The organism is Pseudomonas sp. MF6755 (assembly GCF_016405635.1).
Taxonomy (GTDB): domain Bacteria; phylum Pseudomonadota; class Gammaproteobacteria; order Pseudomonadales; family Pseudomonadaceae; genus Aquipseudomonas; species Aquipseudomonas haemolytica.
On record NZ_JAEKDA010000032.1, the window covers coordinates 1 to 24055 of the forward strand.

Here is a 24055-nt window from a genome sequence, read left to right on the forward strand (position 1 = left end):
AGGCGCGCATTCTACAGCAGCCTCATTTGCTGTCAAGTGATTATTTTCAGAAGCTTTCGAAGATTTCTTCAACAACTTCAACCACTTGCGCTTCAGATCTCTCGTCAGCGGGAGGCGAATTCTACAGGTATTGGCAGCAGCGTCAAGCCCAAAAATCAAAAAAAGATGACAGATGTGTTCGAGCTACTAAGCACCCCATGTATCGCCTCTTCTATATATAGGAGAACCTCTACAACCAAGAGCGCGAAGACGCCGAATCATCCTCACGCAAAAGAGCGGCACCACGACAACTCCCAACAATCGAGAAAAACCGATTCGGACCTGGGAGAGCAAGGAAAGAAGAAATCGCGACTGACTTTTGAGATAGAGCGCATAACGGCAAGCAACGCGCCCAGCAAAGATGGTGTCCCAGGGCCGGTTCGAACGGCCAACCTTCCCCTTAGGAGGGGGATGCTCTATCCAATTGAGCTACTGGGACAAATGAAAACCACCAACCAGAATGGGCCAGCGATAGACGGCGTGCATCTTAACGGCCAAGGCTGATTTTGTCATGTCGTCCTTAGGCATTTTGGTTGTAGGCCAATCACTGCGAACACAATCACCACCTCCCCCCGCAGATCCGGACATTTGACACCATCGTGCAAATTGCATTGCCGCCAAAATGCCACCATTGCAAACTGCAATCTACAAGAACCTCAAAACAAAGCTAACCCGTTGATTTTATTGAAACAATAGATTGGCACGGCATCTGCAATATCATCTCTATAAAACCAACTGATCCAAGCACCACGGAGAACATGACCATGAACAGCGCCCTTCTATTAACCCTCAATGCTGTGGCGTTGACCGCGCTGGTAATGTTTCATTTTCAACCGACCAATACTGAAGATACCGCACAGCTCAACCAGCCAGTTCCACACCACTTGCAACAACGCCCCCAACTGGCAGTGCTGAACGCCAAGCCGCAGTCACCTACTCGCGTAGCCCAAGACGCGCAAGTTGCACCCGCATCCGAGCATTGGGTTTTCTAAGAGAGCTATTCATGTCCAAACCCGCCTGGCTTTTTCTTTGCCTGACCCTCATGACAGCATCCCTGGGCCTGGGTACTACCTCCCAAAGGGTTCAAACCACAGCCTTCATCGTCAGTGCTGTGTTTGGCGGCCTGCTAATGCTCACGCTCATCGCGGGCCGCAAAATTAAATTCGATCCCGTACTTCGCTAAAACCTCTCCCCTACCTTATGTCGCCTGACGCAAGCAAATCAGCAAATTGCCACTACTCTTAAGAATGAGGGCAAAAGGCCACATTGCTACAGGATGTGTGCCCCTCAACCCGGTTGCAGCGCAGGCTTGCGTGTAGATCGACGTTCCGCGGCCCAGCGGGAAAAGTTTTTCGACCAGTCCGCAAAAATGCAAATCAGTACTGGCATAAAGCCTCTAGGCGGTTCAATATTTGTCACAGAATTGACGCCAATCAAATGTCAAATCTGAGGCATGATGCGACCTCTTTGCAATTCGGGTTGAACTTTGGTCGTGAGCCTTGTCTTAACACTCATCTTGCGGCCAATTCCAAAAACCGCTCCCCTGAACTAACCGGTTAAATATATGCGCCCATTGAAACAGGCAATTTATTCCAGCCGTACGGCTGACAAGTTCGTCGTACGTCTGCCAGACGGAATGCGGGAACGCATTGCCGAGGTGGCTCGCAATCATCACCGCAGCATGAACTCCGAAATCATCGCGCGCCTGGAACAGAGCCTTATTCAGGAAGGCGCCTTGGGTGAAGAGTTGAGCATGCGCCTGGACAGCCCCGAGCTGTCACTGCACGAACGCGAACTGCTGCAGCGTTTTCGTCAGCTCTCTCACCGCCAGCAAAATGCTCTCGTCTCGCTTATCGCCCACGACGTTGAGGCGGCCGCAGAAGCCAATTAATCTGCCATTGAAAGCCGAAGCCAGCATAACGCTGGCTTTTTTTCGTCTGAAGATTGGGAAAGGAAAACATGGCGGGGTGAGATCCCCCGCCGAAAGGGATTACAGGAGGAAGATCGTCGCCAACCCCAGGAAGATGAAGAAACCACCACTGTCGGTCATGGCTGTGATCATCACACTGGCCCCCATGGCAGGATCGCGACCAAGGCGTGCCAGGGTCATCGGGATCAGCACCCCCATCAGGGCAGCCAATAGCAGATTGAGGGTCATGGCAGCCGTCATAACCACGCCCAGCGACCAACTACCATACAACAAGTAGGCCACCACACCGATCACGCCGCCCCACACCAGGCCGTTGATCAGGCCCACGGCCAACTCTTTGCGCAACAATCGCGAAGAATTGGCGGTACTCACCTGATCCAGCGCCATCGCGCGCACGATCATGGTAATGGTCTGGTTACCAGAGTTGCCGCCGATACCGGCGACAATCGGCATAAGCGCCGCCAACGCCACCAGTTTTTCGATAGAACCTTCGAACAGACCGATCACGCGCGAGGCGATGAAGGCAGTGATCAGATTGATTGCCAGCCAGGCCCAACGGTTGTGCAGAGAACGCCAGACCGACGCAAAAATATCTTCCTCTTCACGCAAACCTGCCATGTTGAGGACTTCAGTCTCACTCTCCTCACGAATCAAGTCGACCATTTCGTCGATGGTCAAACGGCCTATCAGCTTACCGTTCTTGTCGACCACCGGTGCCGAGATCAAGTCATAACGCTCAAACGCCTGCGCTGCTTCGTAAGCATCTTCATCCGGGTGGAAACTGACGGTATCGCTGGCCATCAAATCTGCGACTTTCTTATCGGGGTCATTGACCAGCAGGCGCTTGATCGGCAGAACGCCCTTGAGAATACCCTCGTAGTCGACCACAAACAGCTTGTCGGTATGGCCCGGCAGTTCTTTAAGGCGACGCAGGTAACGCAGTACCACTTCCAGGCTGACGTCTTCGCGGATGGTAACCATCTCGAAGTCCATCAGCGCGCCAACCTGATCCTCGTCGTAAGACAGCGCCGAACGCACGCGCTCACGCTGCTGCGTGTCGAGCGCCTCCATCAACTCATGGACAACGTCACGGGGCAGCTCAGGGGCGAGGTCGGCAAGTTCGTCTGCATCCATCTCCTTGGCGGCAGCCAGGAGCTCATGATCGTCCATGTCGGCGATCAGGGTTTCACGGACGGAGTCAGATACTTCCAGAAGGATATCGCCGTCGCGATCAGCCTTGACCAACTGCCAAAGGGTCAGTCGATCATCCAATGGCAAGGCTTCGAGGATATAAGCAACGTCGGCGGAGTGCAGATCATCGAGCTTGCGTTGCAACTCGACGAGGTTTTGCCGGTGTACCAGGTTTTCAACACGGTCGTGGTTCGGACCGTCCTGGCGATGCGTGAGGTCTTCGACCACGCGCTGGCGCTGCAGCAGCTCGATGACTTGAGCCAGGCGATCCTGCAGGCTTTCTTGAGTTTTCTTTACTTCTACTTCGGTCATAGGCGAACTCCACTCCCAGCAGCGGGGCACGCCGGAAGGATCAATCAGTCAATTCATGATTGGTAAAACGGGGTACTGAGTCACTACTGGGTAAGTCCATGGAGGTATTCCATAAGCCCCGGCGGGGCTGACGGGCGCATGATACACCGCCCGGACGCTTTAAACGTTAAAAAACTGGAAAGAACAAGCGCTTGCGTGCAAAAGCTCAGCATTGGCTACATCTATGAAGTGCGACGACACAGCCGGAAGGGAAAACACATGAATGGGAGAAAAAGATCGAGCCCAGGATAACGCCTACACAAACCCCAGACGGCAAAAAGCCCGCACTAGGCGGGCTTTTTGTTTGTATGGTGCACTCGACAGGATTCGAACCTGTGACCGCTCGGTTCGTAGCCGAGTACTCTATCCAGCTGAGCTACGAGTGCAGATTGTGTTTTAAGACCAGATCACAACTGGTTGAAGCCGAGCTACCTGCATCACTGCAACTAACTCTTAAATGGTGCACTCGACAGGATTCGAACCTGTGACCGCTCGGTTCGTAGCCGAGTACTCTATCCAGCTGAGCTACGAGTGCATTTGTTGCCGCGCATTATAGGCCGTTCAATCTCTATGTAAAGCTATTTTTTCGAGTATTTTCAACAACTTACCGAAAAAACCAGATTGCAACGTACTAAGCAAATAATGGCGGAGAACGGGGGATTCGAACCCCCGACACCCTTTTGAGGTGTACTCCCTTAGCAGGGGAGCGCCTTCGGCCACTCGGCCAGCTCTCCGCAACACGGGGCGTATATTAACCACGTTCATCCCCGTTTGCAAACATAAAAAACGATAAAAATTAAAGGCTTGGTTCTTCGTCCTTCTCTTTCTTGATCCGCAGGTAGATTTCCTCGCGGTGGACCGCTACCTCTTTCGGAGCGTTAACCCCAATACGCACTTGATTGCCTTTGACGCCGAGCACGGTCACGGTGATTTCGCCATCACCGATAATCAGGCTTTCTGCGCAACGACGAGTCAGAATCAGCATGCCTTTCTCCTCACGCATTTCAGTTCAGGAACAACAGTCTGCAAAAAAAAGGCATTCGACCTACAACCAAAAGGTCGTAGCTCTACCCGCCTAAGTATTGTCGAGCCCACGCAAAAGAACATGCGCCCCACAAAAAAATGAAAGGCGCGGTAAACCGCGCCTTCCTGGCAACACATCACTCTCCCTGTCGGGCCGGAGCGTCCAGCTCGAAAGCGGTATGCAGCGCGCGCACAGCCAGTTCCAGATACTTCTCTTCGATCACCACCGAGACTTTGATTTCCGACGTGGAAATCATCTGGATGTTGATACCTTCCTTGGCCAGGGCCCCGAACATGCGGCTAGCAACGCCTGCATGGGAACGCATGCCTACACCCACGATCGACACCTTGGCAATCTTGGTATCGCCGACCACTTCGCGAGCACCGATCTGGCTTGCGGTGTTCTCCAGGATCGTGTGAGCAGCATCGTACTCGTTGCGATGCACGGTGAAGGTGAAATCGGTGGTGTTATCGTGCGAAACGTTCTGCACGATCATGTCGACTTCAACGTTCGCGTCGCTGACAGGCCCGAGAATCTTGAAGGCCACGCCTGGGGTGTCTGGCACGCCACGGATGGTCAGCTTGGCTTCATCACGATTGAACGCGATGCCGGAAATGATCGGCTGTTCCATGGATTCCTCTTCATCAATAGTAATGAGGGTGCCCGGACCCTCTTTGAAGCTGTGCAATACGCGCAGCGGAACGTTGTACTTGCCGGCGAATTCCACCGCACGGATCTGCAACACCTTCGAACCGAGGCTGGCCATTTCCAGCATCTCTTCAAAGGTAATCTTGTCAAGGCGTTGGGCCACGGGCACAACGCGTGGGTCAGTGGTGTAGACGCCATCCACATCGGTGTAGATCTGGCATTCATCCGCCTTGAGAGCTGCAGCCAGCGCGACACCGGTGGTGTCCGATCCGCCACGCCCGAGGGTAGTGATGTTGCCCTGCTCGTCCACACCCTGGAAGCCTGCTACAACTACCACGCGCCCTGCTTTCAGATCAGTACGAATTTTCTGATCATCAATTTGCAGGATGCGCGCCTTGGTATGCGCGCTGTCTGTAAGAATGCGCACTTGGCTACCAGTGTAGGACACGGCAGGCACACCACGCTTGTTCAGCGCCATAGCCAACAGCGCAATGGTCACCTGCTCGCCCGTGGACACGATCACATCCAACTCACGCGGCAGCGGCTGTTGATCACCACTGATGGCTTTGGCCAGGTCGATCAGGCGATTGGTCTCGCCACTCATGGCCGACAGCACCACTACCAGGTCATCGCCGGCATCGCGGAACTTCTTAACCTTGTCGGCGACCTGCTCGATTCTTTCGACAGAACCGACCGAGGTGCCTCCAAATTTCTGTACGATCAAAGCCATTTCCAAGCCGCCTCAGCCCGTAAAGGGGCGCCTAATATCCAATCAACCCGCACTGAACCCGCCCGTGACCAGGCCACGGGCTAATTAACAGTGCCTTAAATACCTGCCTCGACAAACGGCACGGTCAAGGCCAGGGCCGCATTCAGGGCACCGGCATCTACACCACCGCCTTGCGCCATGTCCGGACGACCACCGCCCTTGCCGCCCACTGTCGCAGCGGCTTGCTTCATCAAATCACCGGCTTTGAGTTGGCCAGTCAGGTCCTTGGTTACACCGGCAACCAGAACGACCTTATCCTCATGGACACTGCCGAGCAGGATCACTGCGCGGCCGAGCTTGTTCTTCAACTGATCGACCAAGGCCAACAGCGCCTTGCCATCCTGACCGTCCAGGCGCGCCGCCAGGACTTTCACGTCCTTGACGTCCACGGCCGAAGCCGACAGGTCGTCACCTGCAGCGCTGGCCGCCTTGGCCTGCAACTGCTCCAACTGTTTCTCGAGTGCGCGGTTGCGCTCCAGCACTGCGGACAGCTTGTCGATCAGGTTGTCGCGGCTGCCCTTGACCAGGGTGGCCGCTTCCTTGAGTTGTTCTTCAGCCGCATTGAGGTAGGCCAGGGCAGCAGCACCGGTCACCGCCTCGATACGCCGCACACCGGACGCCACGCCACCTTCGCTGACGATTTTCAACAGCGCGATGTCGCCGGTACGGTTGGCGTGGATACCACCACACAGCTCCACCGAGAAGTCGCCGCCCATGCTCAGTACGCGCACGCTGTCGCCGTATTTCTCACCGAACAGTGCCATGGCGCCTTTGGACTTGGCGGTATCGATATCGGTTTCTTCGGTTTGCACCGCAGTGTTCTTGCGAATCTCGGCGTTGACGATGTCTTCCAGGGCCTTGATCTGCTCAGGCTTGATCGCTTCGAAGTGACTGAAGTCAAAACGCAGGCGCTGACTGTCGACCAACGAACCCTTCTGCTGAACGTGCTCGCCCAGTACCTGGCGCAGCGCGGCGTGCAGCAAGTGGGTGGCCGAGTGGTTCAGCGCGGTGGCGTGACGCACGTCGGCGTCTACCTGGGTTTCCACCGGCGAGCCGACGGTCAGGCTACCCGAGGCCAATACACCGTGGTGCAGAAACGCGCCGCCGGTCTTGGTGGTGTCGCGCACATCAAAACGACCGGAAGTCGCCTTGAGGAAGCCGCAATCACCAATCTGACCGCCAGACTCAGCGTAGAACGGGGTCTGGTCCAGCACCACCACGCCATCATCGCCTTCATTCAAGACGTCGACCGACTGGCCGTCTTTATACAGGGCGACCACTTTAGCCGTACCGCTGGTGGCCTTGTAGCCGGTGAACTCAGTGGCAACGTCAACCTTGACCAGGCTGTTGTAGTCCATGCCGAAGGAGCTGGCGGAGCGCGCGCGTACACGCTGGGCTTCCATCTCACGCTCGAAACCTTCCTCGTCGAGGGTCAGGTTGCGCTCACGGGCGATGTCGCCGGTCAGGTCCATCGGGAAACCGTAGGTATCGTAGAGCTTGAACACCACGTCGCCCGGCACCACGGTGCCCTGCAGGTTGGCGAGGTCTTGCTCGAGGATTTTCAGACCTTGTTCAAGAGTCTTGGCGAACTGCTCTTCTTCAGCTTTCAGTACGCGCTCGATGTGCGCCTGGTTCTGCTTGAGTTCCGGGAAGGCTTCGCCCATCTCGGCGACCAGGGCCGCAACGATCTGGTAGAAGAAGCTGCCATTGGCGCCCAGCTTGTTACCGTGACGGCAAGCGCGACGGATGATGCGACGCAGCACGTAGCCACGGCCTTCATTGGAAGGCAGCACGCCGTCGGCAATCAGGAAACCGCAAGAGCGGATGTGGTCAGCCACCACTTTGAGCGACGCCTGATCCTCATTGGCACAACCGATGGCCTTGGCCGCGGCAGCCAGCAGGCTCTGGAACAGGTCGATTTCATAGTTGGAATGCACGTGCTGCATCACCGCACTGATCCGCTCCAGGCCCATGCCCGTGTCTACCGACGGCGCCGGCAGCGGATGCAACACACCATCGGCGGTGCGGTTGAACTGCATGAACACGTTGTTCCAGATTTCGATGTAGCGGTCGCCGTCTTCTTCCGGCGAGCCCGGTGGGCCACCCCAGATGTCGGCGCCGTGATCGTAGAAGATCTCGGTGCAAGGGCCGCAGGGGCCAGTGTCGCCCATGGTCCAGAAGTTGTCGGAGGCGTACGGCGCGCCTTTGTTATCGCCGATGCGCACCATGCGCTCAGGCGGCACACCGACCTGCTTGGTCCAGATCTCGTAGGCTTCGTCATCGCTGGCGTAGACGGTGACCCAGAGTTTTTCCTCAGGCAGCTTCAATACGCCGGTAAGGAAGGTCCAGGCGAAGTTGATCGCATCCTGCTTGAAATAATCGCCAAAGCTGAAGTTGCCGAGCATTTCGAAAAAGGTGTGGTGACGGGCGGTATAGCCGACGTTTTCCAAGTCGTTGTGCTTACCACCGGCGCGTACGCACTTCTGGCTACTGACTGCGCGGGTGTAGGCGCGCTTTTCCTGGCCCAGGAAGCAGTCCTTGAACTGGTTCATCCCCGCGTTAGTGAACAGCAGGGTTGGGTCATTGCCTGGGATCAAGGAGCTGGAGGCTACACGGGTGTGGCCTTGCTCTTCGAAGAAGCGAAGGAAGGCTTCACGGATTTCTGCGCTTTTCATTAGGTTCTTCCACGGAGGCTGCGGCCAAAGGCCAGTGCGCAACATCATCAGACGGAGCGACGGCAAAGGGCCGCATTATATCGGCCCTTTGCCGGTGGTACAGCGTGTTTATGTGATAGAAACAGTCAATTAGACGGTCTGCACTGTCATTTTCGCGAAAACTCGACGAATGTCTGCACGACTTGCTCGATCTGCGCCCGGCTGACGTCCAGGTGGGTGACCATACGCAGACGCGGCGCAGCGCTCAACTTGACCCCGCGCTCGGCGGCAAAGGCTTTCAGGGCCTGCGCCTGGTCACCGATCTGCACGTAGACCATATTGGTCTGCACCGGCTCCACGGTGTAACCGACCTTGCGCAGTTCATCCCCCAACCATTGCGCGTTGGCATGGTCGTCAGCCAAGCGCTGCACCTGATGATCCAGGGCATACAAGCCCGCCGCCGCCAGGGAGCCGGCCTGACGCATGCCTCCGCCGACCATCTTGCGCAGGCGCCGCGCCTTGGCGATCAGCGCCGTAGAGCCGCATAACACCGAGCCGACCGGCGCACCGAGGCCCTTGGACAGGCACACCGATACCGAATCGAAATGCTGGGCAATCTCCCGCACATCCACACCCAGCTTGACTGCCGCGTTGTAGATCCGCGCGCCGTCCAGGTGCAGGGCCAGGCCGTGCTCACGGGTGAACGCACGGGCGTTCGCCAGGTAATCCAGCGGCAGCACTTTGCCTTGCATGGTGTTTTCCAGCGCCAGCAGGCGGGTGCGGGCGAAGTGGAAGTCGTCAGGCTTGATGGCTTCGAGCACCTGCTTCAGGTCGAGGGAGCCGTCCGCCTGTACTTCCAGGGGTTGTGGCTGGATCGACCCCAGCACCGCCGCCCCGCCGCCTTCATATTTGTAGGTGTGGGCCTGTTGGCCGACGATGTATTCCTCGCCGCGCTCACAGTGAGCCATCAACGCCAGCAGGTTGCTCATGGTGCCGGTGGGCACGAACAACGCGGCGGCAAAGCCCAGGCGCTTGGCCAGCTCGGCCTCCAGGCGGTTGACGCTGGGGTCTTCCCCGTAAACGTCATCACCACTGGCGGCACTGGCCATCGCGTCGAGCATGCCGGGGGTAGGTTGTGTCACGGTGTCGCTGCGCAGGTCGATCACGGTCATGAAGGGGGCCTCTAACAAAGTTGATAAGTCCTTTTGTGAGTGATTACTGCGGGCAAAGCCGCGGAATATCAAGCCCCACCTACATCCAATCGAATACCAACCAAACAAACCGATATAGGTTATCGATACGGCAACCGTGCAGTTTTTGAAAAACCATGTTAAAAACTCTCCGCCGCCAGGGTTCTGGCGGCAACGTTCTCAGGGCGGGGTGTAACTCCCCACCGGCGGTAATTGCACGCAATGTGCATAGCCCGCGAGCGCTTGGCGCCTCGAACTGCTCACGCGGGACGGCGACAAGGTCAGCAGACCCGGTGTGATCCCGGGGCCGACGGTCATAGTCCGGATGAAGAGAGAACGGGATTGGCACCTAAGGGCCGCGCGCCGGGTTCATGCTTGCATGACACAGCGTTTCGTACCCTTAAATCCCATTCGATTCATAACGCCCTGTTTTTTTCTTAAACAGGAGTCAGAACATGCAACCCACCGCAATCGACAGCAAAAGCAAAAACCATCACGGCGAGCGCGTCGCGTTTGTCCAGGCCTGCTGGCACAAGGATATTGTCGACCAATCGCGCAAAGGCTTTCTCGCCGAAATGATCGCCCAGGGCTACCAGGAATCGGACATCGATTTCTTCGAAGTCGGCGGCGCCTTTGAACTGCCCCTGCACGCCAAGCTGCTGGCCAAGACCGGCCGTTACGCCGGCATCGTGGCCGCCGCGCTGGTGGTGGACGGCGGCATCTACCGTCACGAGTTCGTCGCCCAATCGGTGGTCAGCGGCCTGATGCAGGTGCAGCTGGAAACTGAAGTGCCGGTGTTCTCGGTGTCCCTGACGCCGCACCACTTCCATGCCGGCAGCGAACACACCACGTTCTTCTACGAGCACTTCGTGCATAAGGGCCAGGAAGCTGCGCGTACGTGCGCCGACACCCTGCATAAGGTGCGCGCGATCCGCCGTAGCGAGCCACGGGCTGTAGCGGTTTAAGCAACACTGCAAAACAAATGTGGGAGGGGGCTTGCCCCCTCCCACATTTGGATCCGGTTAAGGCTCGGATCTACGCCAGCCCGGCCTCCGTGGTCGGCACAATCAATATCCCCGCCCGCAAGCCATTCTTGACCTTCGGGTTCGGGAAGATAATGCGCGCGCCCTCCTCCTCGATCACCCAACGCGACTTGGCCACATCTTCGGCCAGCAGATAACCTTTTTCCAACTCCGAAAAGTTTTCCACATCCGCGGGCAGGTGCATCAGGAAGGCATCACTGTGCTTGATAACCTCACGAGACACGGCAAACAGTTGCAGGCCATCCAGGCTTTCAGTTTCCGGTTCGCTGCCCTCGATGATCTGCTTCAGGCGTGTTTCCAGGCGGGACACGTCCACGCCTTGGTTCTGCCCGAACGGCTGCGCCTTACCCAACTCGAGGGTGAAAGCTTCCGCCTCCAGCTGTTCGTAGGTAAACGCGGTGAAGGTGATCGAGGTTTTGTTCTGCAGCAGCACCGCTTGCATGCCGGCAGCGTTCAAGCGCGCCAGCTCATGGCGCGAATGCTGGCGCCCCTCCTTCCAAGGGTACAGCGCAAACTGCTCGATCTTCGAACCGCGAATGGCGGTATGCAGGTCGTAATGCAGGCGCGAGCGGCCAGGTAGGCTGAAGAAGCTGCGGGCCAGCTGTTCAAGCTCGGCAGCGCGTATGGCTTCGGGGCCGATGTTTTGTTCATGCCGGCCATTGAACAGCCGGTTGATGTCCAGTTCGAGGTAACGCTCACCGCGGCGCATGGCCTCGGGGTTACCGAACAGGAACAGAATACGGGTACGGGGCTTGATCTCACCGCGTGCGATGCCATGCAACAGGCGGTCGAGCAGTTCGATCGGCGCGGTTTCATTGCCATGGATGCCGGACGACAGCAGCAGGTCGCTGCCGTTGTCCCGAGCCTCAGGAGGGCGCACTTCAAGCGCACCCTCGCTGAGCCAGCGCATCTGCACGCCGTCGACAGTCAGTTGAATTTTTTGCGCCGGTTCGCGACCGGCGAGGGTCAGTTCAAGCAGTTTGCCGAGGGCGAGCATAAGCAGCTTCCTTAGTGGTTGCAGCCAGGGCCATGGACGTGATCGTCGTCATCACCTTCAACGTCGGCCGGCTCCATTTCCAGTTGCAGGCTCATCAGGTTGGTCGCCAATGGGCGCATCAGCAGGTTGGCGTATTCAGCATCGCCCTCTTCCACATCCACACCGATCAGCAGCTGGCCACGGCCGTCGTGCTGGATCCAGATCTCCTTGCCCTGCCAGACCACGGCAACGCGAGTGCAGGAAGTTTCCAGCTGGGTACCGTCGGTGTCTTCAAGGATCAGTTTCAGGGTGTCGGTGGTCATAAAATAACTCTCAGCCATAGGGTGTAAAAAGAGGTGGCGTTAATTGATCTGGAAAGGATAAACCGAGCCCAGTTTAAGGATTTGCGTCAGTTCATCCAGTGCCGCCCGGCACTCAAGCAGCAACTGCGGGTCAGCCAGGTCGGTTTCCCGCAGGCTGTCGCGGTAGTGTTTGTCGACCCATTGGGTCAGCGTGTCGTACAACGGCGCGGTCATGATAACGCCTGGGTTCACCGCTGCCAGTTCGGTTTCGTTCAGCGCCACGCGCAAACGCAGGCAGGCGGGGCCACCGCCGTTCTGCATGCTTTGCTTAAGGTCGAAAACCTTGACTTCGCGGATCAGCCCGCCAGAGCTGGTCAGGCCCTGCAGGTAATGCCACACGCGCTCGTTGCTGCGGCACTCCTCCGGCACGATCAACAGCATCGAACCGTCGGGACGGGTCAGCAACTGACTGTTGAACAGGTAGGAACGCACCGCGTCTTCTACACTGACCTGGGCACGGGGCACACAGACCGACTGGAAGTTGCCGCCCAGCGTGCCCAACTTGCCTTGCAGCTCGGCGAGCATCTGTTCGGTGTTGAGGAACGCATCCTCGTGATAGAACAGCACCTCGCCGTTGCCCACCGCGATCACGTCATTGTGAAACACGCCGGCATCGATCACCGCCGGGTTCTGCTGGGCATAGACCACGCCATCATCCTTCAAACCGTGCAGGCGCGCGACAGCCTGGGACGCTTCGAGAGTCTGGCGCGCCGGGTACTTCTGCGGGGCCGGGTAACGGGTGTCGAAGGCACTGCGGCCGAACACGAAGAACTCAACGCCAGCCTCGCCGTATTCGCGGCAGAAGCGCGTGTGGTTGGCCGCACCTTCATCGCCGAACTGGGCTACGGCGGGCAGCGCGGCGTGGTGGGCAAAGTGTTTCCCATCGGCAAACATCGCGCCCAGCACGCGGCTGGTGGTCGGGTGTTCGATGCTGCGGTGGTATTTGCAGTTGAGGTTGGCAGCGGTGAAATGCACGCGGCCGTCTGCGGTATCGGCGCTCGGGCTGACAGTGGCGGCGTTGGCCACCCACATGCTGGATGCCGAGCAACTGGCTACCAGCAAAGGCATGGCCTGCTTGGCCGCTTGCTGGATCACCTGAGCGTCGCTGCCGCTGAAACCGAGGTTGCGCAAGGCGGCCACATCAGGACGTTCCTGGGGCGCCAACACACCTTGCACAAAGCCCATGTCCATCAGCGCTTTCATTTTCTGAAGGCCCTGCAACGCCGCTTCCTTCGGGTTTGAAGACTGCTGGCTGTTGCTCTGGGATGCGACGTTGCCGTAGGACAAACCGCCGTAGTTATGGGTCGGCCCCACTAGACCGTCAAAATTGACTTCATAGGATTTCATCGGCGAGGCTCCACGAACATCTGTTTTTATAGGCATTAAAAGTCTTCAACACACCACAAATCCAGTGTGGGAGGGGGCTTGCTCCCGATAGCGGTGGATCAGTCACCTGATTAATCAACTGACAGAAAGCTATCGGGAGCAAGCCCCCTTCCACATTTAGATCAGCGTAATGCCGGGGGTTAGCGTAGCTGGAACCACCAAACTCGGGGTCTCAAGCGAGGCCACCGGGTACGCGCAATAATCCGCCGCGTAATAGGCACTGGCGCGATGATTACCCGACGCTCCTACCCCACCAAACGGCGCGGTGCTGGCAGCGCCGGTCAGTTGCTTGTTCCAGTTGACGATACCGGCGCGGCTTTCCAGCCAGAACTGCTGGTAACGCGCTTCGGAGTCCGACAACAAACCGGCGGCCAGACCGTATTGGGTGTTGTTGGCCTCGGCGATTGCCGAGGCAAAATCAGCGTAACGGATCACCTGCAACAGCGGGCCGAACAGCTCTTCATCTTCACGCTCGGTCACTGCGGTCACGTCGATGATGCCAGGGGTCAACAAGGCCGCCTGGGCCTGAGGCTGAGTCATTTCCAGCAGCGCCACGGCGCCATTGGCCAGCATCAGCTCCTGAGCCTCCATCAGCGCTTTGGCCGCGCCGAGGGAAATCACCGAGCCCATGAAAGGCGCTGGTTGCTGGTCAAATGCGCCTACTTCAATCGTGGCGCTAACCGCTACCAGGCGCGCCAGCAATGCATCACCCCAGGCACCTTCCGGCACCAACAAGCGACGGGCGCAGGTGCAACGCTGGCCTGCCGAGATAAACGCAGACTGGATGATGGCGTAGACCGCCGCATCCACATCGGCCACCTCGTCCACGACCAGCGGGTTATTGCCGCCCATTTCCAGGGCCAGGATCTTGTCCGGGCGCCCGGAGAACTGCTGGTGCAGGTGGTTGCCGGTGCGGCTCGAACCGGTGAAGAACAAGCCGTCGATGCCTGGGTTGGCCGCCAGGGCGATACCGGTTTCCCGTGCGCCTTGCAGCAAGTTCAGCACGCCCGCCGGCAATCCGGCTTCGATCCAGCACTGCACGGTCAGCTCGGCGACTTTCGGGGTCAGCTCGCTGGGTTTGAACAGCACGGTGTTACCCGCCAGCAACGCCGGGACAATATGCCCGTTGGGCAAGTGGCCGGGGAAGTTGTATGGGCCGAACACCGCCACCACGCCATGGGGTTTATGGCGCAACACGGCGGTGGCGTCACCCAGTGGGCCACTCTTTTCACCGGTACGCTCACGGTAGCTTTGCACCGAGATCGCGATCTTGTTGGCCATGCTGGTGACTTCGGTGGCCGATTCCCACAGCGGCTTGCCGGTCTCTTCGCCAATGCAGCGAGCGATTTCATCGGCGCGGCTTTTCAAGGTGGCGGCGAAGGTTTCCAGCACGCTGATGCGCTCTTCCAGCGGGCGCCGTGCCCAGCCCGGGAAAGCCTGGCGCGCGGCCTGCACGGCGGATTCGACCTGCTCGGTGCTGGCACCGTTGCCGGCCCACAACACTTGCTGGGTCACCGGGTTGCGCGATTCAAACAGTTCACCCTGGCCAGCCAGCCAGCTACCTGCGATATACAGCGAATTCATTATTTCGACTCCCGAGCAGCGGACAACGCAACAGCACGCACTTGATCACCCACCACCAGTTGCAGGCGCTTGGCGGTCTGCGGATCGACCACCAGTGTGCCTGCCGCCAGCCGGGCCGGAGCCGCAGTGATACGGCACTCCTCGCGCTTGCGGTTATGGATCAGGAACGGCGTAGCATCGTCCCCCGGCGTGCCAATGGCCAACACCAGCGACTGGCTGTCGCGCACCGCACGGATTTTACTGGTCTCACACTCCACCGCCGGGCCGGCGTCGAAAATATCGACATAGCCCTGGTAGCTGAAGCCTTCGCTCTTGAGCATGCTCAGGGCCGGCTCGGTGTCCGGATGCACCTTGCCGATCACGTTGCGCGCATCTTCGGAAAGGAAGCAGCTGTACAGCGGAAACTTCGGCATCAGCTCGGCGATAAACGCCTTGTTGCCCACGCCCGTGAGGTAGTCGGCCTGGCTGAACTCCATCTTGAAGAAGTGCCGGCCCAGGCTTTCCCAGAACGGTGAACGCCCGGCGTCGTTGGACACACCGCGCATCTCGGCAATGATCTTGTTGCCGAACAGCTGCGGGAACTCAGCGATGAACAGCATGCGCGCCTTGGCCAGCATGCGGCCATTGAGGCCGTTGCGGTAATCGGCATGCAGGAACAATGAGCACAATTCGGAATTGCCGGTGAGGTCGTTGGCCAGGAACAGCGTCGGAATCTCACGGTAGATATTCAGTTCCTGGGACGCACTGACGGTCAGGCCCACCCGGAAGTTGTACCAAGGCTCACGCAGGCCAACGGCGCCAGCAATGGCAGAAATTCCCACCACGCGGCCTTCGTCGTTTTCCAGCACGAACAGGTAGTCGGCATCGCCGCGCCCGGCTTCGCCGCGAAAGGTTTTTTCCGCCCAGCCAACCCGGTGGGTCAGGCGCTCTTCGTTGGCCGGCAAGGTGGTGAGGCCGGTGCCGGTGCTGCGCGCCAGATCAATCAGGGCCGGTAAATCGCTGCTGCGTACGGGACGAACGATCATGCTATCTCCTCAGACGGGCCGCTGTTTGGCAGCCACCCGCGAAACTCAATTCTTTAAACCGCTACCAGACGCACACTCGCGCCTTCGCCAACGCCCAGGGCTTCAGCGGCTGCCAGGTCCAGGGTCACCGGTTTGCCGGGTGCATAGTCCAGCTCCAGCATCACCGCGCGGTAATCCTGCAACTGCGCGTTGCTCACCAGGTACTGGCGACCGACACCCTTGGCCATCTCGCCGATTTTGACCGGCACCACGCGGCTCTGGGCGATCGAGCGAATGCCCGAGACCCGTGCGTGCAGCGTCGGGCCACCGTCGAAGATGTCGATGTAGTGGTCGGTCTCGAAGCCTTCACGCATCAGGATATCGAAGGTGATCTGCGCACGCGGGTGCACCTGGCCCATGGCTTCCTGGGCTTCGTCCGGCAACAGCGGCACGTAGATCGGGTAATGCGGCATCAGCTCGGCGAGGAAGGTACGGCTTTTCAGCCCGCACAGGCGCTCGGCGGCGGCGTAGTTGAGGTCGAAAAAGTTGCGGCCGATGGCATCCCAGAACGGCGAGTCACCGTTCTCATCGCTGTAGCCGACAATCTCGGTCACCACCGAGTCGGCAAAGCGCTCGGGGTGGCTGGCGACGAACAGCAGGCGGCCACGGGAATTGAGTTCCGACCACGGCGAACCGACCAGTGCAGGCTTCACATAGAAACTGGTGAGCAGGCTGTTGCCGGTGAGGTCGTGGCACTGGGAAAGCACGTGGATCTTGTTGTGAATCTTCAGCTCGCGGGAGGCGTGTACGAAGGTTTCGTTACGGAAGCTGTAGAACGGCTCGGAGTAACCGGCTGACGCGACGATGGCCGAGCACCCGGCGAGCTTGCCGGTCTCGGTGTCTTCGAGCACAAAGAAATAGCTCTCTTCACCGTTGAAACTCACCTCGGCCGCGAAGGAGGCTTCGCTGGCGGCGATCTTGTCGCTCAGGCGTTCCACATCATCCGGCAAGGAGGTGACACCAATCGGGCTGTCCGCAGCCAGACGCTGTACCTCGCCCAGGTCAGCCATTTGCGCGGGGCGCATCACCAGCATGGTGTCACTCCTTAACTCGAAAAACTCATAGGAAAAAATACCGGACAGGTCTGAAAACAACACCTATCCCCATGTGCGACTAATTCCAATGTGGCAGGGGGCTTGCCCCCGATAGCAGTGTGTCAGTTGATAAATCAGGTGACTGACCCACCGCTATCGGGGGCAAGCCCCCTCCCACATTTGATCCCGTCAAGCCAATCAGGCCTGGGTCAGGGTCTTCACAGCACGTTCGAAACGATCCAGGCCTTCGTTGATGTCCGCCTCTTCCACCACCAGGCTCGGGGCGAAACGCACCACGTCGGGGCCGGCTTGCAGGATCATCAGGTTTTCTTTCTCAGCCGCGTTGAACACGTCCTTGGCCTTGCCTTTGAACGCATCACTCAGTACGCAACCGATCAGCAGGCCCATGCCGCGCACTTCGGTGAAGATCCCATACTGCTTGCCGATCTGCTCCAGGCGCGCCTTGAACACGTCGTGCCTGGCGTTGACGCCGGCCAGCACTTCGGGGGTGTTGATCACGTCAATCACCGCTTCAGCGACTGCACACGCCAGCGGGTTGCCGCCGTAAGTAGTGCCATGGGTGCCGACCACCAGGTGCTTGGCCAGGTCTTCACGGGTGAGCATGGCGGCAATCGGGAAACCGCCGCCCAGGCTCTTGGCGCTGGTGAGGATATCCGGCACCACGCCGTAATGTTGGTAAGCGAACAAGTGGCCACTGCGACCCATGCCGGTCTGCACTTCGTCGAACACCAGCAACGCGTTGTTGGCATCGCACAGCTCGCGGGCACCTTGCAGGTAAGCCAGCTCGGCCGGCAGTACACCGCCCTCGCCCTGGATCGGTTCCAGCACTACGGCGCAGGTCTTGTCCGACACGGCGGCTTTCAGCGCTGCCAGGTCGTTATAAGGAACGTGGGTAATGCCGGTGATTTTAGGCCCGAAACCGTCGGAGTACTTGGACTGGCCACCGACGTTGACGGTGAACAGGGTACGGCCGTGGAAGCTGTTCAATGCGGCGATGATTTCGTACTTCTCAGTGCCGAAACGATCGAACGCCACGCGACGGGCCAGCTTGAACGCGGCCTCGTTGGCTTCGGCGCCGGAGTTGCAGAAGAACACACGCTCGGCAAAGGTGGCGTCGATCAGCTTATGGGCCAGGCGCAGGGCCGGCTCATTGGTGAACACGTTGGAGACGTGCCACAGCTTGTTGGCCTGTTCGGTCAGTGCACCGACCAGCGCCGGGTGGGCATGGCCCAATACGTTAACCGCGATGCCGCCGGCAAAGTCGATCAGCTCGCGACCGGCCTGGTCCCAAACGCGCGAACCTGCGCCACGCACGGGGATAAAGGCGGCAGGTGCGTAGTTAGGCACCATCACCTGGTCGAAATCGGCACGTTGCACCGGGGCTTGCTCAACGGACATCGGAGTCTCCTGAAGAGGAACGCCTGCCTGGAACTGGCAGGCGATGCAGGGATTGTAAGGACAGTTTTCAGCGCCACCTTGTCGCCAAGCGACAACTTCTTATAGCGCCAACCCCGGTTTTACACGGGTTTACGGCAATGCGACATATTGCGTCGCAATGGCGCAGTTTAAACGGTGTGTCACTTCAGAGGCAGAGGCACAGCCCGCTGTTTTTTCCGTACGCCCTTAACTATCTGTGGCCTTTACGCCCTTCAAGCTTGCTGTGATGAGAGTGACGCCACTCACTGAAGGATCAGCCTCGTGCCCACACCGACTTCAACCCCTATCGTCCAAAGCCTTACAGAGGCAGCCAGCAGAGTGCCCGCCGGTGCCTACACCCGCCTTGCGAAATGGCTTGGGAGCGCCTCAGGCGATAAGCGCCACGCCTTGAAAAACACCCGGCTTGAATTCGCCGGTTGGCATGCAGAGGCCGACCGTTCGCAACACGCCCCACTCCAAGAGGCAATGCAGGCCAGTTGGGAGACGCAAAACCAGGTCGATACGGCCCTGGCAACGCTTCAGTCGCCCCAAGCATTTGCCGCGCCGTTACTGCAACAGGCACTCAAGAAGCAGTTTGACGTTGAGTCCGATGTCAGCACGACCTATCTGCGCCTGTATATCCCCTTGACCTTACCCGTGTTCCCCCTCGAGACGGGTGGCGTCAAGCCTTGGACCGTGTCGCTGGTGGAGGCGGCGCTGCATAACTTCGACGCGGATGAAAACAAAACGACGGCGTATAGCACAGAGTCGACCTTCATTACCCAACCGTCCGCCACAGGGCAGTTCGACACGCTGCCCCAGCTGCGCAATCAAATCAGCATCGCGCAATTCATCGAGCTGTGCCGCAAACTGGATATCGGCAAGCGATATCAACATTACCTCAAACGTTTTTTCGGTTTCACAGACGCTGTTCTCAAAGACCAGTTACGCAACAAGGTCATCAAGAGCCTGAAAGCCGAAGCGCAAGCCAGCAGGCAGATGGCGCTGCTGAAAAAGGATGTGACGCGCCCGGTCTTTTATGCCCTTGGCCGTTATCTAAATAACGTCAGCAGCGACCTCGATGGCAAGACGCTACTTAGCCACGACCTGAGCCTGATGAACGCGCCGCTGACCGGCATCGTACTGTTCGCCGCCGACCTGGAGTTGCACCGCAGCGCAGTCCCGGTGGTGGCCTACATTCCCGGCGACCCGCAGTCCGCTCTCAAGTATTACGCCAACGGCACTCTGTTCATGCAGGACTTGGCGAGCAAGCTGCGCAGCACCGACTACCAGGCGTTTTTCAGCCGCTTCGTCAACCATGAACATCGAGGCTACTTCTTCGCCGACCTCAACAACCGCTTGTCACGCGTGGCCTGGCACAAGCAGGTCGCCGGCGACCCACGCCCCACCTGGCACGACGAGCCGGTGACCAACCCCAACCTGCAATTTAACGCGACAAAAATCACCGGCGACCTGTACGAGCATCTGTATGAGAACAAGCTCGACAAACTGCTCAATGATGCACGGGTGACAGCCGTACCCACTGCCGACGCCGATAGCAAGGCACGCTGGCGGCGCTGGGACATAGTGCAAAAAATCGGTGAAGCCATTCTCGAAATCGCCGCGCTCATCGCCACGCCCTTCATTCCACCGCTAGGGTTGGCAATGCTCGGCTATACCGCCTATCAACTGCTTGATGAGGTCTTCGAAGGCATCCTCGATTGGGCCGAAGGGTTCAAGCGCCAGGCATTCGGACACCTGATGTCCATCCTTGAACAAATGGTCCAACTGGGCATGTTCGCGGTCGGCGTACCCATTGCCGAGGGCCTGCTGCGCCAGGCGTTGCCGAAGGCGCTATGGGACTTCTTTGACGCGCTTACGCCGGTCACCACCGACGGTAAAACCCGTCTGTGGAACCCAGACCTGGAACCCTACGCCCACGACACTCAACTGGCCGCAAGGTCACGTCCCAACCAGCAGGGGCTGCACGCCCATGAAGACAAACAGATCCTGGCGCTCAACCGGCAACATTTTTCCGTCAAGCAGCAATCGGGCAACGCCTTCCTCGCGCACCCCACCCGTGCGCACGCCTACCGTCCACGGATAATCGGCAATGGCAAGGGTGCCTGGTTGACGCCACAGGATCGCCCGCTGACGTGGGATCGCACCACCCTGCTGCGCCGACTCGGCCCGCCAGCCGACGCCATCAGTGAGGCGGGCCTTGAACAGGCCCAGCGCATCAGCGGGACCGACGATGGTGCTCTGCGCAAAATGTATGTGGACCACCAGCCGCCGCCCCCTCTGCTGGCCGACACTCTCAAGCGCGTCAAGATCGATGAGCAATTACAAGATTTCATCGACCAGATGAACAGTGACGATCCACTGGTTTATCAAAAAGCCGATCCGCAGACCCAACTGTGGCTACTGAGCCAGACCCATCTGTGGCCCGAATCCAAGACCTTGCGGTTTCTCAATGCAAAAGGTGAAACCGCCTGGGAGCATAAGGGCAGGGAAAACGCCGCCGTGGCGCAAATACACGAGGCCCAGATGAATAATGGCGACCTGCTGAAAACCCTGCTGGAAACCTTGGACGAGTCAGAGCGCAAAACCTTGCTGGAAGAAGAGTTCGGCACCACTCCCCACATGCACGTGCGCACCGCCACACTGCGCAAACGCTTGGCACGCCAAGCCCAAGACAAACGTGCCGCTCTGTTTGACTCGCGCTATCGAAAAGCCGAAATAACCGATAACGCACGCCTGCAAAAAATCATCGACACCACCCCTGGCCTGCCAACCAGCGCTGCCGAAGAAGTATTACGCGGCGCCACCGGTCAAGAGCTGCTGGACATCGATCAAGGTAGCGTGCCCACATCGGTGATTGAGCGCGCACGCTGGGCTGCCCATGAAGTGCGAATCAGCCGGGCCCATGAAGGGCTGTACAGGGACGCCTTGGAAAGTAGCGACACACATCGGCTCGCCCTGCATTCGTTGGAAAACCTGCCAGGCTGGTCGCCGCAGGTGCGCCTGGTAGTCACTGATTTCAGCCGAACCGGCAGGGTACGGGATGCTATCGGCAGCCCCCAGGCACCGACACAACGCACGCTCGTGCGTAGTGCCGAGGGTGATTATGTTCCCGAAGACGGCAAGGGCACCCTGTTTGGAGAAACCGACTTCTACACTGCCGTCCTCCAGGCATTGCCGGACGCGGAGCGCAATGCGCTGGGCATTCACATCGGCCAAGGCCCACTGCTGAGGCAAACCTTGCGTCAACACACACTGACACGTGAAGCACTTGGTACTCTGCTGGCCGACGCCCCCTTGCGCAAACCCTTTTATGACCCGAACCTGATGCGCCTGCCCGGCGGCATGGAGGGCTACGACGGCACCCCCCCAGGCAGCAACCTGGAAGCTCAGTTACTGCATGAGCTCTACCCCCGCCTGAGCCCGGCACAAGTGACCCGTACACTGAACTACATGGGACGTCAGCCCGGCACGCCCCTGCGAACGCTTCAACATATGAAGAACGAGTTTCTACAGTTCGAAAACAGCCTGTCGACCTGGTACTTCAACACCCCGCGAACCTTGCTTGGCACCGAAATACCGCTCCCTCCCTTGGTGGCCGCCAATGAGCAACTCAGTCGCTGGAGATGGACACGCGAACTGATCCGCGCCTGGCGTCATGAAACCCCGCCGGACCCAGGCTTTAGCGACGGGCACGTATTGCACCTCGACCCCGTATATGGCGAGCTCCCGACACTGAATACGCGCTTCAACTACATCTCTACGTTGAAACTGAAGGGCTACCACACCACCCGAGACGCCCCCAGCTTCCTGACTCACTTTCCCAACCTGCGCACGCTGGATATCAGTGATTTCGCCCTCAACACCATCCCCCCTGAGGTGATCGGGCTCGCCCATCTCAACAGCCTGACGATGCGCAACTGCAACCTGAACCTGACCTTTCAAAACCGCGCAGACCTCGCCACATTGACCCGGCTTCGACATCTGGACCTCTCGAACAACACTTCACTGTCGCTCACCCCCGACCTTAGACGCATGACCCACCTACAGACACTGAACCTGAGCCGAACCCACATTTCGCTATTCCCCGAAGGCCTGTTCAATCACCCTCGGTTGACGAGTGCCAACCTCAGTAATAACTACTTGAGCAGGCTACCCGTCACCCTCTTCCGCCTGCCCAGAGAAAGCGCCAGAGTCTTTGATTTGTCAGGCAACCTACTCTCACGCACGACGCGGGAGCGCATCAAAAGCTACTGCCAGAGGACCGGCGAACATTTTGGCGCAGACGCCCACCCTGAGGAGCTGCGGTTGGCCCAGGCGCTCTACCCCGCCTACACCGCCAATGAGGCCAATAACTTCATTTATAGGCTACCCGGCGGCTTGGACGACTCAATGGCAATACTCGTACGCCTAAAAGCAGACTCTGAGCGCTTGCAAGCAGACTTGGGAGAATGGGCGGTAAATGTACCCGCACAGCACCCGTTCACGGGCGTGCCCATGGATGTAGGCGAGCGAGCGCTGCAACAAAACTTTCGCGGCCAATTAAAGGCATCGCTAGAAGCAGGCTGGCGACGGGAAACCAGCCTGGATTTAGCGCAGGAGCCACCGGAAAACACCCACGAAATGAAAATAGCCGTGCCGCTAACCGGCGACCTGCCGGTACTGCGGGTCGATTTCGCGCATATTTCAAGGCTGGAACTGAGAGGAGAGGACACCACATCGATCCCCGAGGGCTTTCTCGAGCGTTTTCCCAACCTGGAAAGCCTGTTGATCCACCGCTATACATTGCCAGACATTCCCGCCGGCGTATTCAAATTACCGAAGCTCAAGGGGCTCAAGCTGACGCGAAGCAATATCCGATTGACACAGCAGAGCGCCTCAGCATTGAGCGACCTGCACACGCTTGAATACCTGGACCTGAGTCACAACACCGCGTTGGGCATCTCTCCCGATGTCAGCAACCTGACCGAGTTGGGCACATTGATGATCGAAAACGCTGGCCTTACCGCGCCCCCTCGCGGAGTGTTCAACCTGCCACGGCTCGAGGCACTGAATTTGAGCAACAACGCCATGACCGAGCTGCCTGACGACCTGCTTGGACTAGACGCCGATAGGGCTGACGGTTTCAATCTCAGCGGCAACCGCTTCCTTCCTGGGGCGCTAGACAAACTACGCCATTACTACCGCCGTACGGCCGTGGACTTTAAGGTGCCCGAAGCTCGACAGCCCATGGCGACGCCCGACGACACCTCCTCCGAAGAAGAGGGGGATGAATAAAAAATGCTTAACCTTGAAACCAGTGAGGTCAAGTGAGGGGGCGGGCTGTGCCCCCTAACTATCTAAAGCCCCCTG

17 protein-coding genes, 4 tRNA genes and 1 riboswitch are annotated in these 24055 nt (G+C 58.6%); of the genes, 5 read left to right on the top strand and 16 right to left on the bottom strand.

Annotated features, from left to right (window positions below; genetic code table 11):
- Positions 1-401 precede the first annotated feature (401 nt).
- Positions 402-478 (bottom strand) — tRNA-Arg (locus JFT66_RS28705).
- Between the two features lie 325 nt (positions 479-803).
- On the opposite strand from JFT66_RS28705, the gene JFT66_RS28710 reads away from it, so the two are divergent.
- The 3 genes from JFT66_RS28710 to JFT66_RS28720 all read left to right on the top strand — a co-directional run bounded on the left by JFT66_RS28710 (position 804) and on the right by JFT66_RS28720 (position 1930).
- A complete protein-coding gene (locus tag JFT66_RS28710) occupies positions 804-1031 on the top strand; it encodes a hypothetical protein (RefSeq protein ID WP_153839979.1) in 228 nt (75 codons plus the stop codon).
- A gap of 11 nt (positions 1032-1042) precedes the next feature.
- Complete coding sequence (locus JFT66_RS28715; RefSeq protein WP_198860567.1) at positions 1043-1222, top strand: PA3371 family protein; 180 nt, start codon at positions 1043-1045, stop codon at positions 1220-1222.
- A gap of 381 nt (positions 1223-1603) precedes the next feature.
- On the top strand, positions 1604-1930 hold the full coding sequence (locus JFT66_RS28720; protein WP_003193592.1) for an Arc family DNA-binding protein: 327 nt from the start codon (positions 1604-1606) through the stop codon (positions 1928-1930).
- A gap of 99 nt (positions 1931-2029) precedes the next feature.
- On the opposite strand, the gene mgtE is transcribed toward JFT66_RS28720, so the two are convergent.
- From mgtE to ltaE, 8 genes are all read right to left on the bottom strand, one after another.
- Positions 2030-3472, bottom strand: coding sequence for a magnesium transporter (gene mgtE / locus JFT66_RS28725; RefSeq protein WP_034119454.1), 1443 nt, complete (start codon positions 3470-3472; stop codon positions 2030-2032).
- A gap of 348 nt (positions 3473-3820) precedes the next feature.
- Positions 3821-3897, bottom strand: a tRNA-Arg gene (locus JFT66_RS28730).
- A gap of 72 nt (positions 3898-3969) precedes the next feature.
- Positions 3970-4046 (bottom strand) — tRNA-Arg (locus JFT66_RS28735).
- A 108-nt stretch (positions 4047-4154) separates the two neighbouring features.
- Positions 4155-4245: transfer RNA gene (locus tag JFT66_RS28740), tRNA-Ser, on the bottom strand.
- Between the two features lie 62 nt (positions 4246-4307).
- On the bottom strand, positions 4308-4496 hold the full coding sequence (gene csrA, locus JFT66_RS28745; protein WP_003175645.1) for a carbon storage regulator CsrA: 189 nt from the start codon (positions 4494-4496) through the stop codon (positions 4308-4310).
- 175 nt (positions 4497-4671) lie between these two features.
- Positions 4672-5913 carry an aspartate kinase gene (locus JFT66_RS28750; protein ID WP_034119453.1) on the bottom strand — a complete coding sequence of 414 codons (1242 nt, stop codon included), beginning with the start codon at positions 5911-5913 and terminating at the stop codon, positions 4672-4674.
- A gap of 95 nt (positions 5914-6008) precedes the next feature.
- A complete protein-coding gene (gene alaS / locus JFT66_RS28755) occupies positions 6009-8627 on the bottom strand; it encodes an alanine--tRNA ligase (RefSeq protein ID WP_198860568.1) in 2619 nt (872 codons plus the stop codon).
- Positions 8628-8773: 146 nt separating this feature from the next.
- Positions 8774-9778 (bottom strand): low-specificity L-threonine aldolase, encoded by a 1005-nt coding sequence (gene ltaE / locus JFT66_RS28760; RefSeq protein WP_198860569.1) that lies wholly within the window; start codon positions 9776-9778, stop codon positions 8774-8776.
- A 190-nt stretch (positions 9779-9968) separates the two neighbouring features.
- Positions 9969-10138: riboswitch (FMN riboswitch) on the top strand.
- 113 nt (positions 10139-10251) lie between these two features.
- On the opposite strand from ltaE, the gene JFT66_RS28765 reads away from it, so the two are divergent.
- On the top strand, positions 10252-10761 hold the full coding sequence (locus JFT66_RS28765; protein WP_034119450.1) for a 6,7-dimethyl-8-ribityllumazine synthase: 510 nt from the start codon (positions 10252-10254) through the stop codon (positions 10759-10761).
- A 70-nt stretch (positions 10762-10831) separates the two neighbouring features.
- On the opposite strand, the gene astE is transcribed toward JFT66_RS28765, so the two are convergent.
- The 7 genes from astE to JFT66_RS28800 all read right to left on the bottom strand — a co-directional run bounded on the left by astE (position 10832) and on the right by JFT66_RS28800 (position 18664).
- A complete protein-coding gene (gene astE / locus JFT66_RS28770) occupies positions 10832-11836 on the bottom strand; it encodes a succinylglutamate desuccinylase (protein WP_198860570.1) in 1005 nt (334 codons plus the stop codon).
- An 11-nt stretch (positions 11837-11847) separates the two neighbouring features.
- Complete coding sequence (locus JFT66_RS28775) at positions 11848-12138, bottom strand: hypothetical protein (RefSeq protein ID WP_003214319.1); 291 nt, start codon at positions 12136-12138, stop codon at positions 11848-11850.
- A gap of 39 nt (positions 12139-12177) precedes the next feature.
- Positions 12178-13524: an N-succinylarginine dihydrolase gene (astB, locus tag JFT66_RS28780; protein WP_198860571.1), complete on the bottom strand. Its 1347-nt coding sequence runs from the start codon at positions 13522-13524 to the stop codon at positions 12178-12180.
- Positions 13525-13680: 156 nt separating this feature from the next.
- Positions 13681-15150 carry a succinylglutamate-semialdehyde dehydrogenase gene (gene astD / locus JFT66_RS28785; protein WP_198860575.1) on the bottom strand — a complete coding sequence of 490 codons (1470 nt, stop codon included), beginning with the start codon at positions 15148-15150 and terminating at the stop codon, positions 13681-13683.
- On the bottom strand, positions 15147-16172 hold the full coding sequence (gene astA / locus JFT66_RS28790) for an arginine N-succinyltransferase (RefSeq protein ID WP_003193612.1): 1026 nt from the start codon (positions 16170-16172) through the stop codon (positions 15147-15149). The genes astD and astA overlap by 4 nt, the downstream gene beginning before the upstream one ends.
- A gap of 53 nt (positions 16173-16225) precedes the next feature.
- Complete coding sequence (gene aruF, locus JFT66_RS28795) at positions 16226-17245, bottom strand: arginine/ornithine succinyltransferase subunit alpha (RefSeq protein WP_034119446.1); 1020 nt, start codon at positions 17243-17245, stop codon at positions 16226-16228.
- A gap of 198 nt (positions 17246-17443) precedes the next feature.
- Positions 17444-18664 carry an aspartate aminotransferase family protein gene (locus tag JFT66_RS28800; RefSeq protein WP_034119445.1) on the bottom strand — a complete coding sequence of 407 codons (1221 nt, stop codon included), beginning with the start codon at positions 18662-18664 and terminating at the stop codon, positions 17444-17446.
- A gap of 426 nt (positions 18665-19090) precedes the next feature.
- Between JFT66_RS28800 and JFT66_RS28805 the strand changes: the two genes are divergently transcribed.
- Positions 19091-23980: a leucine-rich repeat domain-containing protein gene (locus tag JFT66_RS28805; protein ID WP_233097220.1), complete on the top strand. Its 4890-nt coding sequence runs from the start codon at positions 19091-19093 to the stop codon at positions 23978-23980.
- The last annotated feature ends 75 nt before the right edge of the window (positions 23981-24055 follow it).

Excerpts from the sequence above, each read along its gene's own strand:
- JFT66_RS28765 (WP_034119450.1), top strand. The coding sequence starts at position 10,252 with ATGCAACCCACCGCAATCGACAGCAAAAGCAAAAACCATCACGGCGAG.
- csrA (WP_003175645.1), bottom strand. The coding sequence starts at position 4,496 with ATGCTGATTCTGACTCGTCGTTGCGCAGAAAGCCTGATTATCGGTGAT.
- JFT66_RS28715 (WP_198860567.1), top strand. The coding sequence starts at position 1,043 with ATGTCCAAACCCGCCTGGCTTTTTCTTTGCCTGACCCTCATGACAGCA.
- JFT66_RS28750 (WP_034119453.1), bottom strand. The coding sequence starts at position 5,913 with ATGGCTTTGATCGTACAGAAATTTGGAGGCACCTCGGTCGGTTCTGTC.
- ltaE (WP_198860569.1), bottom strand. The coding sequence starts at position 9,778 with ATGACCGTGATCGACCTGCGCAGCGACACCGTGACACAACCTACCCCC.
- JFT66_RS28800 (WP_034119445.1), bottom strand. The coding sequence starts at position 18,664 with ATGTCCGTTGAGCAAGCCCCGGTGCAACGTGCCGATTTCGACCAGGTG.
- astB (WP_198860571.1), bottom strand. The coding sequence starts at position 13,524 with ATGAAATCCTATGAAGTCAATTTTGACGGTCTAGTGGGGCCGACCCAT.
- JFT66_RS28775 (WP_003214319.1), bottom strand. The coding sequence starts at position 12,138 with ATGACCACCGACACCCTGAAACTGATCCTTGAAGACACCGACGGTACC.
- alaS (WP_198860568.1), bottom strand. The coding sequence starts at position 8,627 with ATGAAAAGCGCAGAAATCCGTGAAGCCTTCCTTCGCTTCTTCGAAGAG.
- mgtE (WP_034119454.1), bottom strand. The coding sequence starts at position 3,472 with ATGACCGAAGTAGAAGTAAAGAAAACTCAAGAAAGCCTGCAGGATCGC.
- JFT66_RS28710 (WP_153839979.1), top strand. The coding sequence starts at position 804 with ATGAACAGCGCCCTTCTATTAACCCTCAATGCTGTGGCGTTGACCGCG.
- aruF (WP_034119446.1), bottom strand. The coding sequence starts at position 17,245 with ATGCTGGTGATGCGCCCCGCGCAAATGGCTGACCTGGGCGAGGTACAG.
- astA (WP_003193612.1), bottom strand. The coding sequence starts at position 16,172 with ATGATCGTTCGTCCCGTACGCAGCAGCGATTTACCGGCCCTGATTGAT.
- JFT66_RS28720 (WP_003193592.1), top strand. The coding sequence starts at position 1,604 with ATGCGCCCATTGAAACAGGCAATTTATTCCAGCCGTACGGCTGACAAG.
- astE (WP_198860570.1), bottom strand. The coding sequence starts at position 11,836 with ATGCTCGCCCTCGGCAAACTGCTTGAACTGACCCTCGCCGGTCGCGAA.